We start from the raw sequence: 17,021 nt of genomic DNA on the forward strand, positions 1-17,021 counted from the left end.
CATTGTTATTTAATCGATTTTGCTTTCATAAAATCGGTAATTAAATAGGCGATTAATTTTCCGACGAGATGATTGTTTTTCTCAAAATCCAAATCGGGTGCGCCTTCACAAATATGCAGATATGAAACATTTGGATGTTGCCCGAAATAATCTAGAAACTGACGTAATTGTTCTACCGAAAAACCGCTTAAAGTCATAGCGCTGCTGGGAATATTCGGAATAGCATCCAGATCAATTTCGATTCCGAACGGGTCGGTACCAATGTGTTTTTGGGCCAATTCCATTTCCGATTCAAAGTTTTTTTCCTTGCGTACGGCAATTTGTTCGTAAGTATTGTATTTTACTTTATCTTCTGCTTTTTTTATATTTTCCAGTATGCTTTTTGAGGTATAACTTTCGTGTAAACCGAAAACGAAGTATTTTTTCAGGAAACCTTCTTCATACGCATAGGAAAATCCGTTTCCGCTGTGACGTCCTTCCAAGGCTCGGAAATCGGTATGAGCATCAAAATTTATGGCATTTACCGGTTTTCCTTTGGCTAAAGCTAAACCTTTAATGTTTCCGTAGGCATTATTATGTCCGCCACCAATAATGATTGGAATTTTTCCGGCTTTTACAATTTTACCTATAATATGGGAAACTTCCTTGTCAATTTTATCAACGAGTTTGAAGAACTTCTTTCGATCCTCTTTATTGTTAATACTCAACTCTTCAATTTCTTCCATTTCTGATTTTACGTCCAAATGGCCTAGAATCATCAGACGGCTTCCTTTACAAAAGCGATTGTTCTGAATGTTAACAATACTTTTCAAAGTACTTTCCCAGGCAGATGCAGCTCCGGGACGACCTAAATTTGCGCGTACACCAATATCTTCGGGTATTCCGAAAAGCACAAATTCGGCATCACTGCTTTCCAGAAATTCGAGCGTATCCATTTCTTTAGGCACGGTTTGAATACGTTCCCCAAATTTAATTTCGGTACTTCTGTGGTTGGTTATTTTTGTTAAGTCGCTTAGTGTAAAACGAATAAGTTTGTCCATAAAAACAGTAAATGTTGTAGCCAAAAATACTATTTTCTGTAAAACTTTCGTTTAATAATTGGGTTTAAATAAAAAAAAATTAAATTTGAAAAAAACTATATACCATGGAAAATCAAAAAAGTAATTCTAGTCTAAAAGCAATTATTATTGTCTTAGCATTGTTGTTATTGGGAAGTTTGGGTTATATGTACAAAATGAGTACTGATAATCAGACGTCTGAAAACAAATTAATGACAGATAAGGAAAAATTAAGTGAAGAATTACAAGCGTCAATTGCAAAATATGACGAAGCAATTGCCGAAAATACGTCGCTTTCCGATGAATTGTCTGCCGAAAGAGAAAAATTAGTACAATTAAAAGCCGAATTAGAAAAATCACAGGGTGATGTGGCTTCAATGGCAAAATTCAAAAATGACTATTTGCGTTTAAAACGTGAAATGGACAATCTGATGAAAGAAAACAATGCATTGAAAAAACAAAACGCTACTTTAACAACTCAGCGTGACAGTACGCAAGTTGTATTAGAAGATACGCGTAAAGTTCGTGATACATTGGTTGCTAAAAATGATGATCTTGTAAAAACAGTTGAAAAAGGTTCGAAATTATCGGTTTTGAATTTGCAAACTATGGCGGTTAAACAAAGAAGATCAGGAAAACAAATCGATACCGACAAAGCAAGCAGAGCTGATGTTTTAAAAATCAGTTTTATGATTGCTGAAAATCAGATTGCAAAATCCGGAGACAAAACCTACCATGTTCAGGTAATCGACAGTAAAAACAACGTTTTAGGCGACAAGAAAACAGAATCTTTCGGCGACAAAACGTTAACCTACAGTTTTGAGAAAACGGTTAAATATGAAAACAAAACGGTTCAGGTTGCACAGGATTTACCGGTTAAGGACATCGAAGGCGGTACTTACTTTGTAAATATTTTCGATAAAGGCGAATTGGTTTCCAAAACAAGTTTTACCTTGCGATAATTTACTTATCTTAATAAAATTAAAGGCTGCTATTTCTAGCAGCCTTTTTTGTTGTTTTACTGCAGATTCGCAGATTTTTTATTTTTTAATCTGCAAATCTGCGGTTGATTCAATCAAATTAAATTTAAATCAATTTTCCTTCAATAATCACCTGATCAATCAGATTACTGCCAAAGGCATACGGAAGCTGATAATAGGAGGTAAGCGGTTTCGTAATAATCATACTCGCTGATTTTCCTTTGGTAATACTGCCATGGGTTTCAGAAATTCCTATTGCATACGCGCCGTTGATGGTTGCAGCGTTGATGGCTTCTTCGGGTGTCATTTTCATTTTGATGCAGGCGGTTGCTACTACAAAATTCATGTTTCCTGAAGGTGTGGTTCCCGGATTGAAATCGGTTGCCAGGGCCAATGGTAATCCCGCAGCAATCATTTTACGTGCCGGAGTGTATGGAATACTGATGAAATAAGAACAACTTGGCAGGGCAACCGGCATGGTTTTACTTCCTTTTAAAATCTCAATATCTTCGTCGGTTACAATTTCCAAATGATCTACTGAAAGTGCCTCATGTTTCACGCAGGCTGCAATACCGTTAATAGCCGTAAACTGATTCACGTGAATTTTTGCGGTCAGGCCGAATTGTTTTCCCGCTTCCATAATACGTTCGGTTTCTTCGACAGAGAAATAACCGGTTTCTAAAAAAGCATCGATATAATCGGCTAATTTTTCTTCGGCGATTTTAGGTAACATTTCATTGATAATCAAATCGATGTAAGCTGAATGATTTTCTTTGTATTCCACCGGAAAAGCATGTGCGCCTAAAAAAGTAGCTTTGATTTTTATCGGATAATTTTCGGCTAATTTTTTAATTACACGAAGCATTTTTAATTCGCCTTCCACCGTTAAACCATAACCCGATTTGATTTCCACAGCACCGGTTCCTTGTTGCATGACTTCTTCCAAACGTACTTTCGACTGGTTGTAAATTTCTTCTTCGGAAGTGGCATTGAGTTTTTTTGCCGAATTTAAGATGCCTCCGCCACGATTGGCAATTTCTTCATAACTCAGGCCGTTTATGCGGTCCACAAATTCCTGTTCGCGGTTACCGGCATATACAATGTGCGTATGACTGTCAACCCACGTTGGAAGTACCGTTTTTCCGGCGGCATCAATAACTTGGTCGAAAGCAGTATCCGGACAGTCGATCATCGTTCCAAAATCGGCAATCATGTTGTTTTCAATGATCAAAAAAGCGTTGTCAATTTTAGGTAAAATGGCCATTTCTGCTCCGGAAACTTTGGCAATCGTATTTTCGCGAACCTGTAAAAGTTCCTTTATATTTTTGATTAGGATTTTCATTACATGAATTTTTTGGTAAATGTAAAATGGAATTTTAAAAACTCCTATCTTTATGACAAATTATTCGGTTTTGAGAAAGATTAAATACAAGAAAGTACGTAAAATACAACCCAATTTTTACGAATATACCGGAATTTACAAAACGGATCCTGTAGAAATGCAGCTCTTTGTTTATGCCGAAAACCACTTTGAGGAATACCATAAAGTACCATTGCCTAAAGTTGAAAAAGAGCTCAATGATAAATTTCAGGAAGATAAAGTAAAGTGGCTGAATGTGCACGGATTGCATAATGTGGAATTGATAAAAGAGATAGGTGATTTGATTGATATTGAACCTTATATCATTGGTGATATTCTAAACACCACCCGTCGTACCAAAATGGAAGAACTCCATGATACTTTGTTTTTTAATATCAAGTCGATTTTACCGGATGAAAATCTGGACAGTATTCGGGTAGAACAAATCAGTTTTATATTAAAAGAGAATCTTCTGGTTTCGTTTCAGGAAAAAAAGAGCGATTTCTTTACACACATTCGGGAAAGAATCCGTTCCAATGCCGGAATCGTATGCCGAAAGAAAAACGATTATTTGTTATACCTGATGCTGGATGCCGTGATGGAAAACTTTTACATCACCATTGAAAATTATGAAGACCGTATTGAGGCTTTAATGATTGAATCTAAAACCAATCACCGTCAGGATGTTTTGATTCGAATTGAAAATAACCGCGAGAATCTGAACTTTTTAAAGCGTGCCATTGTGCCGTTGCGGGATGCTTTATTTAGTTTAAAAAGCTTTCAGGACGACAATGAATACGACGGAATTGAAAGTGCCAATTATACTTTTTTCGCCCGATTGCATCAGAAATGTTTGGAACTTTTGGAGCAGATTGATTATGACTTGAATTCCCTGGATAGTGCTTCCCATTTTCATTTTTCGGCGCAAAGTCAGCGTATGAACGAAATCATGAAAACCCTTACGGTAGTTTCGGTCGTGTTTATTCCGCTGACTTTTATTGTTGGAATTTACGGAATGAATTTCGACAATATGCCTGAATTGCATTGGAAATATGGTTATTTTGAAGTTTTGGCCGGAATGTTTCTTTTGGTTGTAGGCATGATTGTGTATTTCAAAAAGAAAAAATGGTTCTAAATACAACAGAAGTATGAAAACATTTGTCAGTGATATTTCAGGACAGGAATTCCCGATGGCCGATTGCGTTTACGGAAAAATGATTCGTAAATCGATTTTCGACAGTATTAAAAAAGAACATCCGGAGTTTAATTTAGACAGTTTACTTTCGATAAGCGAACTGAATTATTTCCGTGAGAAATACATTTCCGGTTTTCTGCTTAAGGAAGCCAGCGAATTGAACGAACTGGAAAAGACCGTAATTAAGTCGTTAAAAAATAAACAATCGGTATTACCTCAATATGAAGATGATGCTTCACAAATTACATTCGGACAACGTGTAGCCGATAAAGTAGCCGAGTTTGGCGGAAGCTGGACATTCATCATTTCTTTCATGTTTTTCCTGGTTGTTTGGATTTGCCTAAACGCTTTTATTCTGATGAATAAAGGATTTGATCCGTATCCGTTTATTCTTCTGAACCTGATTCTTTCCTGTATTGCGGCTTTGCAGGCACCGGTAATTATGATGAGTCAGAACCGACAGGAAGAAAAAGACCGTCAACGTTCGAAAAACGATTATATGGTCAATTTGAAATCGGAACTCGAAATCAGAATGTTACACGAGAAAATCGATCATTTGATTATGCATCAGGAGCAATCGTTAATCGAACTTCAGAAAGTTCAGATTGACATGATGAATGATATCATTAACAGAATCGAAAAGAAATAGTCAGCGGTAATATTGATATAAAAGCTCCAAAAAAACAATAAAATTTAAATGAGAAAAATACTATTTTTTATCTGTATAATTAATTTTCATAATGCAAAATCACAAACGTTAGAGGAAAAAATTGCTGAAAAAGCCTGCGAATGTTTAGAAACAAAATCTAAAATAACTGATGATGTTCATCGAGATTGCATAACAAAATCGATGACTGAAGTCGTTTTTAGCGAAAAAGACATTAAAAACCGGGAAGCAATGAATACGGTTGACGGAATTAAAAGTCTATTCCGAAAAATCAATGATATTTTACCGGAAACTTGTGATAATTTAAGAGAACAAAAATCCGAGGAAAAAAAGACGCTTTTTTATTTGAAATCACAAAATGAAAATGCTCAAAATGCTTATATAATTGCCAAAGATTTGATGGATGCCAACAAATATGAATTAGCAATTGAAGGTTTATTGATGTCAATAAAAAGTGATCCTAAATTTGTTTTAGCTTATGATGATTTAGCAGTTTGTTACAGACAATTGAAAGAGTATGACAAGGCAATAAAATATTATAAAAAATCACTCGAAATTTATCCCGAGGGCAACTTTGCATTGATGAATATTGCTGTTGTTTATTCTTTAAAATCTGATTTTAAAACGGTAATTGAATACTATGAAAAGCTTAAAAAATATCATCCAAAAGATGCTGAAGGATATTTCGGTGCAGGGAAAAATTATTTCTTGACAGATGATTACGAAAGAGCTCTGAATAATATATTTATCGCACACAGAATTTATACAAATGAAAAGTCAGACTACATAAAAGATTCTGAACAACTCATAAAAATTATGTATCAAAAATTAAAGCAAGAAAATAAAGAAGACCTTTTCAGAAAAATTGCAGAGAATAACGATATTAAACTAAATTAAAATCCGGCCACTAATCGCGATTTTATGCAATGGCTGCGTTTGGAATTTTTTGAAATTATGTGAGCGGAAATTCACCTCTGTAGCGCTTTACACCATGTCTTCCGGTTTTACCCAAGTATCGAAATCTTCTGCAGAAACATAGCCTAAACGGATGGCTTCCTCTTTTAAAGTTGTCCCGTTTTTATGAGCGGTTTGTGCAATTTCCGCCGCTTTGTAATACCCGATTTTAGTATTTAAAGCGGTAACCAACATCAGGGAATTATCGACCAGTTCTTTAATTCTGTTGTAATTCGGTTCTATACCTTTGGCGCAATGTTCGTTAAAGGAAACACAGGCATCGCCCAATAGTCTTGCCGATTGTAAAAAGTTGGCTGCAATCATAGGTTTAAAAACGTTTAGTTCGTAATGCCCTTGTGTGGCGCCAATGGTAATAGCAACGTCATTTCCCATAACCTGTGCGCAAACCATGGTTAAGGCTTCGCATTGTGTAGGGTTTACTTTTCCGGGCATAATGGAAGAACCGGGTTCGTTTTCCGGAATCAGAATTTCTCCGATACCACTGCGCGGACCTGAAGCCATCATTCGGATATCATTCGCAATTTTATTCAGGGAAACGGCGAGTTGTTTTAATGCACCATGAGTTTCCACCATAGCATCGTGTGCGGCTAAGGCTTCAAACTTATTTTCTGCGGTTTTAAACGGAAGATTGGTGAATTTCGCAATGTATTCGGCTACTTTTACATCATAGCCATTTGGAGCATTTAAACCCGTTCCTACGGCAGTTCCGCCAAGCGCCAGTTCGGATAAATGGGAAAGCGTGTTTTTTAAAGCCTTCAAGCCATGATTCAATTGGGAAACATAACCGGAAATTTCCTGACCGAGTGTAAGCGGAGTCGCATCCATCAAATGGGTTCTCCCAATTTTAACCACATTTTTAAAGGCTTCTGCTTTTGATTGCAGTGTATCACGAAGTTGTTCAATACCGGGAATCGTAGTTTCAATGATGATTTTATAAGCCGCAATGTGCATGGCAGTAGGGAAGGTGTCGTTGGACGATTGCGATTTGTTCACATCATCGTTGGCTTTGATGAAGGATTCTTCGCCAATTTCCTTACCAGCTAAAACCTGAGCGCGATTGGCAATAACTTCATTCACGTTCATGTTACTTTGCGTGCCCGAACCGGTTTGCCAAATTACCAGCGGAAAATTATCGTTGAGTTTTCCTTGTAAAATTTCTTCGCAAACCTGAGCAATTGCCTCTCGTTTTTCTGTTGATAAACTGCCCAACTCGCAATTGGTGTAAGCGGCTGCTTTTTTTAAATAGGCAAAAGCTTCGATAATTTCTTTGGGCATGGAGGCCGGTTCACCAATTTTGAAGTTGTTTCGGGAACGTTCGGTTTGTGCACCCCAGTATTTTTCTGACGGAACACGTACTTCACCCATGGTATCTTTTTCAATTCTAAAGTGCATAACGATGGTAATTTTCCTTAAAATTAGTGAATATCAATCGTTTAATCATTACCGTTAAAATAAATTTAAGATAAGTATTGTTCATGCTGAATTTTACCCGTATATTTGGCAAGAATTCATAAAATTCCGGAAAACATGTTTGAATTTCAACAGTATTTAGGCTTTTTACTTTTCTTAGGTATTTTCTTAACAGGATTTTGGCTTATGCTATTCTTGGTAAACTTCGTGTTTTACTGGGTTGGTGGAGCACTTTGGGAAAGATTCAAAGAGAAAAGAGCAGAAAGAGCACAAGAGTAAGCGCAAAGTCGTTTTTCTTCGAAATAAAAAAGTCCCGACATTTCGGGACTTTTTTTATGCTTTTTTGTTTCCAAAAGGAATATGGTTTATGTCTTTAGCCCTGGGTGGAGTGGCATCCTTTTTTATCTTTTCCCGTCACAAAAGCGGGAAAAGATGAAAAAGATAGAGCAGAAAACGGGAACATGGACGGCTGATAGTTCCCAAGCCATTAGCTCCCAATTCTTCCAAGTTAAAAATTATCCTCCGATGTAATCATCACCGTTATCACCGCCGTTTTTCACCGGACGTTCTTTTTCGGTTTTCTTTTTGTTGAAACGGTACGTGAACGACAAGTTAATCTGACGTTGTCTCCACTGCATTTCTGTATGCGTTATGGCTTGCGGCAGGTTGCTGTCGAAAATTCTTTTTCTGGAATTGAAAACATCATTAACGTTTAACGAAATGGTACCTTTATCTTTCAGTACATCTTTACTGAAGGCTAGATTGGCAGAGGCAATTCCTAAACTTTTACCCTGTGCATTTTTTTGTGGCGCGTTGTAGGTTGCATTGGTTTGCCAGTCAATTCCATAAGGCAATGAAATTTTGGAGCTCACGCGGGCAAACCATGAGAATGCTACGTTATCGAAATTCTGAACCACTTCATTACCTAAATAATTGGTGTATTTGTAATCTCCTTGGGTTTCATTTCGGAACATGTTGAAGTTTCCGTTTAATCTCCACCATTTGTATGGGGTGTAATTTAACGTGAATTCAAAACCGGTTCTGTATTCTGTTGCTAAGTTAATTGGCGTACTTTCGATTACCGGAGTACCGTCAACAAATGTTCCGGATTCACGCTGAATGAACTGAAACGAATTTTTGGTACTGTTAAAGTAGGCAGAAGTATTGAATGTCAGTTTGCTCCATTGTTTCATGAAACCGATATCGAAAGCATCGGTGAACGATGGATTGATGTCCGGATTTCCTTTGAAATAGCTCAGGTTACTCGAGTAATTTGAAAACGGATTCAGGAAGCGGCCTCTCGGACGGTTAATTCTTTTGCTGTAATTTACACTAACACTGCTTTTTTCGGCAATTTCGTAAGTTAAAAAAGCACTTGGAAAAAAGTTGTTATAGCGTTTGTTGTTAAAATCGCTTGTTGTTAATAGGTTAACATCGACGTTGGTATCTTCAAAACGCATTCCCAACAAATAGCTGAACTTACCCACTTTGTTTCCGTATTGTGTATACAATGCGTTTACTTTTTCTTTGTATTGTAAGTTGTTGGTAAATAGTGGATTAATTGTTCCAGCGTTTGTGTTCGGATCAATATTTTCTTCTACTTTGTAATCTGTCAGTGTTTCGGAGAAATCGCCTCGGTAACCGGCTTCAAATTGTCCTTTTCCAATAGGTAAAACATAATCGGTTTGGAAAAGGCTTCTGTTTTGTTTTTGGTTATTCAGGGTTCCTGAAATGATTGGGAGGCTTCCACTGTTAAGTGTTGTTTCAGAAATTGTGGAAATATCATTGTCGTAATTGGTTGAAAATGAGATGTCCGCGGTTAGTTTGTGGCCGTCTTTTTTGAAGTTTTTCGTCAGATTTGACGAGTAGTTGAAATTACGGCTGTTGTTTGTCTGATTATTGAATCGGTTTTTAATACTCAATAAATTTCTGTTTTCATCGTAGTTGTAGAAATTTACATCTTCCGGGTTGGCACCGTCATTTTTGGAAAAAGACAAAGAGTTTGTCCATGAAGTCGATTTGTTTAAAAACCATTCCATTCCGAAATTGGCGTTGTGGCCTTCGCGTTGTCTTTCGTTTTCTCTTTTTTCATCGATGTATTTCGGTGAACCCGGAGAAGGATTGGTGTATTCGGAATTTCGGGTATAATTTCCCGGGCTTTCACTATTGTTGTAACCAATACTGGTGAAAAGATTAAAGTTTTCACCTCGGAAGTTCACATTTCCGTTGATGTTATTGTTTTTGTAATAACCAACAGTTCCGGTTACGCTTCCGTTTAAACCCTGTGCTTTTCCTTTTTTAAGGATGATATTCACGATACCTCCTCCACCTTCTGCGTCGTAACGCGCTGACGGATTGGTGATTACTTCAACTTTTTCAACGGCATCAGCGGGAAGTTGTTTCAAGGCTTGTGCTACGTTAACGCCAATCATACCGGACGGTTTTCCATCGATTAGAATACGAACACTTTCGTTGCCTCTTAAACTAACATTACCATCGGCATCTACTGAAACGGAAGGAACATTGTCCAAAACATCGCTGGCAGTTCCACCTTTTACAGTCATATCTTTACCAACGTTGTATACTTTTTTGTCTAATTTAATGTCGACTGTAGATTTTTCGGCTACAATAACAACTTCATCCAATTGTTTAGAATCTTCTGCTACTGCAATGGTTCCCAAATTGGTGTTGGAATTGATTGCCTTGTCTTTGAATTCTACGGTTTTAAAGCCTAAGAATTCTACTTTAATATAGTAAACACCAGCAGGAACATCGAAAGTGAATTCTCCTTTAGCGTCTGTCATTCCACCAGAAACGATAGAAGCGTTTTTAGTGTTTTGAGCATAAATACTGGCGTATTCCAGTGGCTGATTCGTTGATTTCTCAATTACTTTTCCAGTTACTTTTACTTTTGCAGTTTGCTGCTTTTGCTGTGCAAATGAAAAGAGTGTAGTGACCAGTAATAAAAATGTTATTACCGAATGAAGCTTTTTCATGAATTATTATTTTGTTTGCCTTTTAAGACTGCAAAATTAATCCTTGGTTTAAGCCTGAATTCACAAATGTTTGTTAAAACAAATGTTTAATTATTCTAAATAATCTCTAAGATTTTCTCTGTCGGACGGCCGATTACAGCTTTATCTCCGTTTATAATGATGGGTCTTTCGATAAGAATCGGGTTTTGAAGCATTATTGCAATCACTTCATCGTCAGACAGTTCTTTGTCCTTGAAATTTTCTTTCCAAACCGTTTCTTTGGTTCGTACCAGTTCAATTGGTTTGATGTTTAGTTTTTCAATAATCGAAATTAACTCACTTTTGGTTAATGTCTCGTCAAGATATTTAATAGTTTCGAATGTCAGACCTTTTTCTTCCAATAAACAAACACCTTCTCTTGATTTGGTGCATCTTGGGTTGTGATAGATTGTAATCATTTTATTTTTTTAGCAAAAGTAACCGATATAATTTGAAAAATGAAGTAACTTCGATGTAACAAATTGCATTGCAACGGCACCAATTACTAAAATTTCGCTCATGTTTATTGAACAAGTAAAAACCAAAGACTTTAATTTCATTTTGTATCTTCCTGTTTTGTTGGGATTCTTTTTATTAATGGCCTCCAATTTTATCATGACACAAGACATGAGTACTGAGGTTATTATGAACCAGATGATTGCGGAATGGGGAACTAATATTACGTTTGTTATAGTAATTATTCCGCTGTCGTTAATGTGTTTGGGATTGTTGTTTTGGGTAAAATTCATCAACAGACAAAGTCTCAGAAGTTTTACCACTTCGCGCAAGAAAGTCGACTGGAGCCGTGTTTTTTTCTCTTTTGGTTTATGGGCTTTGATTACTTCGGTATTAACCGCTGTCGCTTATTTTTCGGCACCGGAAAATTTTGTAATCAATTTTGAACCCGTACCGTTTTTCACATTTCTCGTTTTGGCAATTATCCTAATTCCGTTGCAAACCAGTTTTGAGGAATATTTTTTCCGTGGTTATTTAATGCAGGGATTGGGAGTTCTGACTAACAGTAGGCTGATTCCGTTTTTAACGTCTTCAATTTTGTTTGGATTGATGCATATTGCCAATCCTGAAGTAGGTAAATTGGGCATGGTAATTATGATTTATTACATCGGAACGGGTTTCTTTTTAGGAATCTTAACGCTGATGGACGAAGGTTTGGAACTTGCATTGGGTTTTCATGCCGCCAATAATTTAGTAGGAGCACTTTTAGTTACCGCGGATTGGACAGCTTTTCAAACAAATTCGGTGTTAAAAGATATTTCAGAACCTACAGCGGGTTTTGATGTCGTAGTTCCGGTTTTTATAATTTTCCCGATACTGTTATTTGTTTTTTCAAAAAAATACGGATGGACGAATTGGAAAGAAAAACTTTTCGGAAAGCTTACTGCCGGGACAGAAATTGAAACGATTGGCAACTAATGAAAGTAAATTATTTAACTGTACATTCTGATTTTAAGTTGAATGGAAATCACTTCGGGAAGGATGAATTGTGTGTGTTTGCCAATGAAATAAAAAGTTCTGAAGAAGAATACAAACAACAATTGGCAAAATTTATTTTGGAATGGTTTGACGAGAATAATTATGTCGAATTAACCACTTCAGGAACAACAGGAACTCCTAAAACCATTCGGTTGCAGAAAAACGCTATGGTAAATTCAGCATTGGCTACGGCTGAGTTTTTCAATGTAAAAGCAAATTGTAAAGCACTGCATTGTTTGCCAACCCAATATATAGCCGGAAAAATGATGTTGATACGCGCATTGGTTTTAGGTTGGGATCTGGATTTGGTTAAGCCGAACAACCATCCGCTTGACGGAACTGCCAAAACCTATGATTTTGCTGCAATGGTACCGCTTCAGGTGGAAAAATCTTTAACAGAGTTGTATCGTATTAAAAAGGTAATTATTGGTGGTGCAAAACTGAATTCTACTTTAGCAGACGCATTAAAACAACTTTCAACGGAAGTTTATGAAACGTATGGAATGACCGAAACCATAACGCATATTGCGGCCAAAAAAGTACAGGACAATGCTTTTTCGGTTTTGCCCGGTATTGAAATTACTACTGATAACAGAAATTGTCTGGTGATTGAAGCACCGCGACTTTCTGATGAAAAAATCACTACAAACGATGTGGTTGAAATACTTGAAGGAAACAGATTTATTTGGCTTGGGCGTTTTGATAATGTGATTAACAGTGGAGGCGTGAAGCTGTTTCCCGAGAAAATAGAGGAGAAGCTTTCGGGTAAAATTCCGCACCGTTTTTTTGTTATCGGAAAACCGGATACCACTTTGGGAGAAAAATTGATTTTGGTTATTGAAAGTGAACCGTATACAATTGAAAATTCGGTTTTCGATACTTTGGATAAATATGAAAAACCGAAAGAAGTTTTGTTTGTTCCGAAATTTTCAGAAACGGAAACCGGGAAAATAAAGCGTGCTGATTCAATCGCATAAAAAAACCACAAAGTCGCTTTTTCAGTTCACATCGCCCATACGACGAAGGTTAAGCAATCTTTGTGGTTATGTATAGAAAGAAGTTGTTTTCGCTTTATTGCTGCATTTTAAAATAATAATCGGCAGAGTGTTTTCCGCTTCCATAGAAAAGGAAGAATACACAAACAATTAATGTAATAGACGACAGAATAAAATTCACAGTATTAAATTCTCCGATAAAATTCACAGCCACAGCTCCGAACAGAATTGGTAATTGTGCCCAAATGGACCATCGGGTCAGTAATCCGAATGCAATCATAATGCCTCCCATCATGTGCGCAGCGGCAATGTAATGAATCAGTAACATTTCACTTCCGAAATTTTGCATTGAATTCAAAATCTCATGAAGGTATTGTTTGTTGGTGATAAACGAAACGCCTTTTGTAATTAAAAAAATCCCAAGAGCAATTCGTAATACGTCAATGGGATAGCTTGTGTGTGCATTTGCCCATTTGTTTAAGTTTTTTACAGTATCCATGGCATTTCTTATTTGGTTTACCCTAAATTATTAATAACGAAACACATAACGTAATTTTTTCGTTAAAAGCAATTTAAAAATCGACAAAATGTGATTTGAACATACAAATACTACATTTTGTTTTATTTGGTAATCGAAATATGTGTAAAAAACAGTTTTACAGTGAGTTATGCTATTTTAAAATACTGAAAAACATTTTTTTATTGTTGAAATTCACTTCGTTTATATTGGTTTTTTCAGAAAGTTTCCGCCAGTCGTTAGTAACTTTAATTCGGGCAGATTTTTCTTTTATTGTGTATTCAACCGGCATTTCAAAATTTGTCACATCGGTTTTCCAGCGTACTTCTACATTCTTTTTAACTTGACGTACTTCAAGAACCGGAATATCTTTATAACGTAAATACTGGTTGAAAATAGGCGTAAGGTTCATACCGCTTTCTTTATTGAAGAACTCCACAACCGTTTCGGTATCAATAATTTTATGACGGTAGGTTTCAGAATATTTCAAAATCAAGGCCCACCATTTCGGATCATCATTAATTACATGACGTAAGGTATTCAGCATTAAAGAACCTTTGTAATACATGTCGCCGGAACCTTCATTGTTTACACCGTAAATTCCAATAATGGGTTTATCGTTTCGAACATTCATGCTTTGTCCGTTAATGTACTTCATAGCATTTTCATACCCTTGCGTACATTCGATGAAAACCGTTTCCGAATAGGTCGTAAAACCTTCGTGAATCCACATATCGGCAATATCTTTGGACGTAACACTGTTGCCGAACCATTCGTGACCGGTTTCGTGAATTGTGATGTAATCAAAAGCGAGTCCCACTCCGGTAAAACTTAAATCGTTACCCAAATAACCTTTAAGATACTTGTTTCCGTAGGCCACGGCACTTTGATGCTCCATCCCTAAATAAGGCGTTTCCACCAATTTATAACCGTCTTCGGTGAACGGATAAGTTCCGAATTTTGATTGAAAGCATTCCATCATGGGTTTTACATCGGCTTCAAAATGTTTTTTTGCCTTTTCTTCATTGGCACGCAAAACATAATAATCCAGGTCTAATCCTTTGTAATTGTCGTGAATATGAACGTAATCGGCAATGTTTACCGTAATATCATAGGTGTTAATCGGACTTTTAACTTCCCAATCCCAACGGGTATACCCGTTTTTTAAGTCTTCCAATCCTAAAAACCTTCCGTTGGAAACATTCATAAGTCCGTTTGGCACCGCCACTTTTACAGAAGATCCAAAATCCGGTTCATCGCTTTGGGAATCTTTTACCGGATACCATAAACTGGCACCAGTTCCTTGCACTGCCACTCCAATCCAGGGTTTTCCTTGTGAATCCTTTTTAAATACAAAGCCACCATCCCAAGGCGCATTTCGGGCAATCAATGGTTTTCCGGAGTAATAAAAACGGATTTTGCCTTCTTTTCCGGGTTGCATCATTTCGTTAAAACTTACAAAAACGGCATGATGGTCTCTTTTGTATTGTAGTGGTTTTTTATTGAAAACAATACTGTCTACACTCATATTGTCGAACAAGTCAATCTGAATTTTCTTGGTTGGTTCTGCAATTTTAAACGTGATGTCGTTATAACCAACGATGGTTTTTTCTTCGGGATTGATTTTGATGTTTAAATCATAGCGCTGCACATCATAACTTGTGCGTTCATGACGTAAACCGCCCTGAAGTGTATCTTTTCGTGTAAAATGCTGTGCCGATACTTGTTGTAAACCTAAAAGAAGTAACGAAATGTATAGTAGTGTTTTCATAATAGTAAAGTTAAAATCGCTGTGTTCTATAGGTAGCCGATTTTGTTGTTTTGTTACGAAAGTCGTTTATAAATAAAAGACTTTGTAGGCTAGTGTTTAAAGAATATCGAAGAAAATTGCGACTAAAAGATTTTTGTTTTTCAAAAAGTATTCGTTACTGAAACATAATTTTACTTCCTTTGAAAATAGCGCTCCACTTGGTTTCAAAAGGCTTCGATATTTTTTTCTCTTTTATCCCAACAAGATTAACATATAACGAAGATTCGCCCTGAATAATGTAATAAAGCTGAGATTCCGGTTTAGGATCGTCCAGATATTTTTCGACTTCCACTTTAAACAATATCCAATGATTTTTATCGGTTTCGTTTTTCTCAATAACGGTTAATTTTGCCTCGGGCGCATTGGTTTTGGTTTGATCAAAGAAAAGATTCATTGCTTTGTCCATTGGCATACCGGTGACGTTTTTTAAAGACATCATGGTTCCGATAATTGTCCAATTATCAATGCTTTCTTTTTCTGGAACCAATTCCATAAAGTGAACGGTTTCATCTTCCTGATTGGTCCCTATTTTCCACTTGTATTCTTCGGGCCAGTGTATCATTAGGTTTTCAATTTTATTTTGAGCAAAAACAGATAACGATGATACGAATAGTACTAAGACCAGTAATTGTTTTTTTGTCATGATAGAGTAAGGTTATTGTTCAATGTGAACCACCGAATAAGGTATTTCGGGGTGGTTTTTTTTATGATTTTTTGCTTTTTCGTGAAGACTATCAAATGTTTCTTCGTCAATTCCCTTGCAAATACCATAAGAATAATGATATTTTAAAATTTCTTTATCAAGTGCACCGAATTTTTTTTCACTGTCATTACAATTTGAAAAAAAGCTATTGCAATTTAGTTTGTTAGTTGTTTTGAAATACCCCAGAGATTCAAGAAAGAGCTGTTGCATTTTTTCATTTATCAAAGTTTCATTAAAGTAAACCGTTCTGTTTAGTTTAATAAACCCTTTGGTGATTTGATTTTTGCCATTCCAATTGATGTAGTATTCGGCATCCGATTTTTCCAAATTGGGATTGTATTCGAAGTCGCCATTGAAATAAATGATGTAATTGGCTTTGTTAATGTCGTTAACGAAAGAAATATTTAATGAATCAACTCCTTCGGAAATCTCCTTCGCAAACTTTTTTAATGATTTTTGAGTGGAAGACGAAACACTTTCAGAAAAATATATTTTCAAACCCGTTTTCCAATATTTCAAATATGATTTCCCGTCTTTGTTTTTATAATTGCCGTTGAATGCAACTGTTTTATAAATATTTAAGAAATTTTCATCTTTATATTCAAATGGGATGCTTCTTTTTTTACCGCTGCTTATCGCGATTAATGTATCCCCCTGAACGACCATATAATTTGCAGAATCTTTTAAATCGGGGGATTTTTTATAGACTTCTCTATAATCATCAATCATGATGTAACTTTTGGATTGCTCATGGTTTGATTTTGAGTTTTTAGTGTTGTGATGCTGCGCAAAAGTTGCATTCAGACAAAAAAGGCAGATAAGAATGGTAACTACATGTTTCAT

At 36.3% G+C, this 17,021-nt stretch carries 16 protein-coding genes; 7 read left to right on the forward strand and 9 right to left on the reverse strand.

The genetic code is table 11. The features are described from left to right. Window positions 1-5: 5 nt before the first annotated feature. Window positions 6-1,040, reverse strand: coding sequence for a formimidoylglutamase (locus FCR2A7T_RS10250; protein WP_035118237.1), 1,035 nt, complete (start codon window positions 1,038-1,040; stop codon window positions 6-8). Window positions 1,041-1,144: 104 nt separating this feature from the next. Here FCR2A7T_RS10250 and FCR2A7T_RS10255 point away from each other — a divergent pair, with 104 nt between their 5' ends. Next, complete coding sequence (locus tag FCR2A7T_RS10255; RefSeq protein WP_023571219.1) at window positions 1,145-2,020, forward strand: hypothetical protein; 876 nt, start codon at window positions 1,145-1,147, stop codon at window positions 2,018-2,020. 124 nt (window positions 2,021-2,144) lie between these two features. Here the strand turns inward: FCR2A7T_RS10255 and hutI are convergent, their stop codons facing one another. Further along, complete coding sequence (hutI, locus tag FCR2A7T_RS10260) at window positions 2,145-3,380, reverse strand: imidazolonepropionase (RefSeq protein ID WP_023571220.1); 1,236 nt, start codon at window positions 3,378-3,380, stop codon at window positions 2,145-2,147. 70 nt (window positions 3,381-3,450) lie between these two features. Between hutI and corA the strand changes: the two genes are divergently transcribed. The 3 genes from corA to FCR2A7T_RS10275 are packed head-to-tail and all read left to right on the forward strand — an operon-like array spanning window position 3,451 to window position 6,157. Beyond that, window positions 3,451-4,533, forward strand: a complete 1,083-nt coding sequence (gene corA, locus FCR2A7T_RS10265) for a magnesium/cobalt transporter CorA (RefSeq protein WP_035118500.1) — start codon at window positions 3,451-3,453, stop codon at window positions 4,531-4,533. Window positions 4,534-4,546: 13 nt separating this feature from the next. Beyond that, entirely contained in the window at window positions 4,547-5,242 is a 696-nt protein-coding gene (locus FCR2A7T_RS10270) for a DUF1003 domain-containing protein (protein ID WP_023571222.1), read from the forward strand. A 48-nt stretch (window positions 5,243-5,290) separates the two neighbouring features. After that, entirely contained in the window at window positions 5,291-6,157 is an 867-nt protein-coding gene (locus FCR2A7T_RS10275) for a tetratricopeptide repeat protein (RefSeq protein WP_023571223.1), read from the forward strand. Window positions 6,158-6,244: 87 nt separating this feature from the next. Here the strand turns inward: FCR2A7T_RS10275 and fumC are convergent, their stop codons facing one another. Next, a complete protein-coding gene (fumC, locus tag FCR2A7T_RS10280; protein WP_023571224.1) occupies window positions 6,245-7,627 on the reverse strand; it encodes a class II fumarate hydratase in 1,383 nt (460 codons plus the stop codon). 135 nt (window positions 7,628-7,762) lie between these two features. Between fumC and FCR2A7T_RS15215 the strand changes: the two genes are divergently transcribed. Continuing rightward, a complete protein-coding gene (locus FCR2A7T_RS15215) occupies window positions 7,763-7,924 on the forward strand; it encodes a hypothetical protein (protein WP_023571225.1) in 162 nt (53 codons plus the stop codon). Between the two features lie 236 nt (window positions 7,925-8,160). Here FCR2A7T_RS15215 and FCR2A7T_RS10290 read toward each other — a convergent pair whose 3' ends face one another. Next, window positions 8,161-10,641, reverse strand: a complete 2,481-nt coding sequence (locus FCR2A7T_RS10290) for an outer membrane beta-barrel family protein (protein WP_023571226.1) — start codon at window positions 10,639-10,641, stop codon at window positions 8,161-8,163. 95 nt (window positions 10,642-10,736) lie between these two features. Next, entirely contained in the window at window positions 10,737-11,078 is a 342-nt protein-coding gene (arsC, locus tag FCR2A7T_RS10295) for an arsenate reductase (glutaredoxin) (RefSeq protein WP_023571227.1), read from the reverse strand. A 100-nt stretch (window positions 11,079-11,178) separates the two neighbouring features. Here arsC and FCR2A7T_RS10300 point away from each other — a divergent pair, with 100 nt between their 5' ends. Then, entirely contained in the window at window positions 11,179-12,093 is a 915-nt protein-coding gene (locus FCR2A7T_RS10300) for a CPBP family intramembrane glutamic endopeptidase (RefSeq protein WP_035118238.1), read from the forward strand. Further along, complete coding sequence (locus FCR2A7T_RS10305; protein ID WP_023571229.1) at window positions 12,093-13,130, forward strand: AMP-binding protein; 1,038 nt, start codon at window positions 12,093-12,095, stop codon at window positions 13,128-13,130. Before FCR2A7T_RS10300 ends, FCR2A7T_RS10305 begins: the two co-directional genes overlap by 1 nt. A gap of 94 nt (window positions 13,131-13,224) precedes the next feature. Here the strand turns inward: FCR2A7T_RS10305 and FCR2A7T_RS10310 are convergent, their stop codons facing one another. From FCR2A7T_RS10310 to FCR2A7T_RS10325, 4 genes are all read right to left on the reverse strand, one after another. Beyond that, window positions 13,225-13,647: a DoxX family protein gene (locus FCR2A7T_RS10310; protein WP_023571230.1), complete on the reverse strand. Its 423-nt coding sequence runs from the start codon at window positions 13,645-13,647 to the stop codon at window positions 13,225-13,227. A 172-nt stretch (window positions 13,648-13,819) separates the two neighbouring features. Next, a complete protein-coding gene (locus FCR2A7T_RS10315; RefSeq protein ID WP_023571231.1) occupies window positions 13,820-15,436 on the reverse strand; it encodes a M1 family metallopeptidase in 1,617 nt (538 codons plus the stop codon). 154 nt (window positions 15,437-15,590) lie between these two features. Then, the gene (locus FCR2A7T_RS10320) at window positions 15,591-16,037 is read right to left on the reverse strand and encodes a hypothetical protein (protein ID WP_035118240.1); all 447 of its coding nucleotides are present in this window, start codon (window positions 16,035-16,037) and stop codon (window positions 15,591-15,593) included. A gap of 93 nt (window positions 16,038-16,130) precedes the next feature. Further along, entirely contained in the window at window positions 16,131-17,021 is an 891-nt protein-coding gene (locus FCR2A7T_RS10325) for a hypothetical protein (protein WP_023571233.1), read from the reverse strand.

The sequence above is a fragment of the Flavobacterium cauense R2A-7 genome (assembly GCF_000498475.1).
In the GTDB taxonomy this organism is placed as follows: Bacteria; Bacteroidota; Bacteroidia; order Flavobacteriales; family Flavobacteriaceae; genus Flavobacterium; species Flavobacterium cauense.

Excerpts from the sequence above, each read along its gene's own strand:
- FCR2A7T_RS10250 (WP_035118237.1), bottom strand. The coding sequence starts at position 1,040 with ATGGACAAACTTATTCGTTTTACACTAAGCGACTTAACAAAAATAACC.
- FCR2A7T_RS10255 (WP_023571219.1), top strand. The coding sequence starts at position 1,145 with ATGGAAAATCAAAAAAGTAATTCTAGTCTAAAAGCAATTATTATTGTC.
- hutI (WP_023571220.1), bottom strand. The coding sequence starts at position 3,380 with ATGAAAATCCTAATCAAAAATATAAAGGAACTTTTACAGGTTCGCGAA.
- FCR2A7T_RS10270 (WP_023571222.1), top strand. The coding sequence starts at position 4,547 with ATGAAAACATTTGTCAGTGATATTTCAGGACAGGAATTCCCGATGGCC.
- FCR2A7T_RS10275 (WP_023571223.1), top strand. The coding sequence starts at position 5,291 with ATGAGAAAAATACTATTTTTTATCTGTATAATTAATTTTCATAATGCA.
- fumC (WP_023571224.1), bottom strand. The coding sequence starts at position 7,627 with ATGCACTTTAGAATTGAAAAAGATACCATGGGTGAAGTACGTGTTCCG.
- FCR2A7T_RS15215 (WP_023571225.1), top strand. The coding sequence starts at position 7,763 with ATGTTTGAATTTCAACAGTATTTAGGCTTTTTACTTTTCTTAGGTATT.
- FCR2A7T_RS10290 (WP_023571226.1), bottom strand. The coding sequence starts at position 10,641 with ATGAAAAAGCTTCATTCGGTAATAACATTTTTATTACTGGTCACTACA.
- arsC (WP_023571227.1), bottom strand. The coding sequence starts at position 11,078 with ATGATTACAATCTATCACAACCCAAGATGCACCAAATCAAGAGAAGGT.
- FCR2A7T_RS10300 (WP_035118238.1), top strand. The coding sequence starts at position 11,179 with ATGTTTATTGAACAAGTAAAAACCAAAGACTTTAATTTCATTTTGTAT.
- FCR2A7T_RS10305 (WP_023571229.1), top strand. The coding sequence starts at position 12,093 with ATGAAAGTAAATTATTTAACTGTACATTCTGATTTTAAGTTGAATGGA.
- FCR2A7T_RS10310 (WP_023571230.1), bottom strand. The coding sequence starts at position 13,647 with ATGGATACTGTAAAAAACTTAAACAAATGGGCAAATGCACACACAAGC.
- FCR2A7T_RS10315 (WP_023571231.1), bottom strand. The coding sequence starts at position 15,436 with ATGAAAACACTACTATACATTTCGTTACTTCTTTTAGGTTTACAACAA.
- FCR2A7T_RS10320 (WP_035118240.1), bottom strand. The coding sequence starts at position 16,037 with ATGATACACTGGCCCGAAGAATACAAGTGGAAAATAGGGACCAATCAG.
- FCR2A7T_RS10325 (WP_023571233.1), bottom strand. The coding sequence starts at position 17,021 with ATGAAACATGTAGTTACCATTCTTATCTGCCTTTTTTGTCTGAATGCA.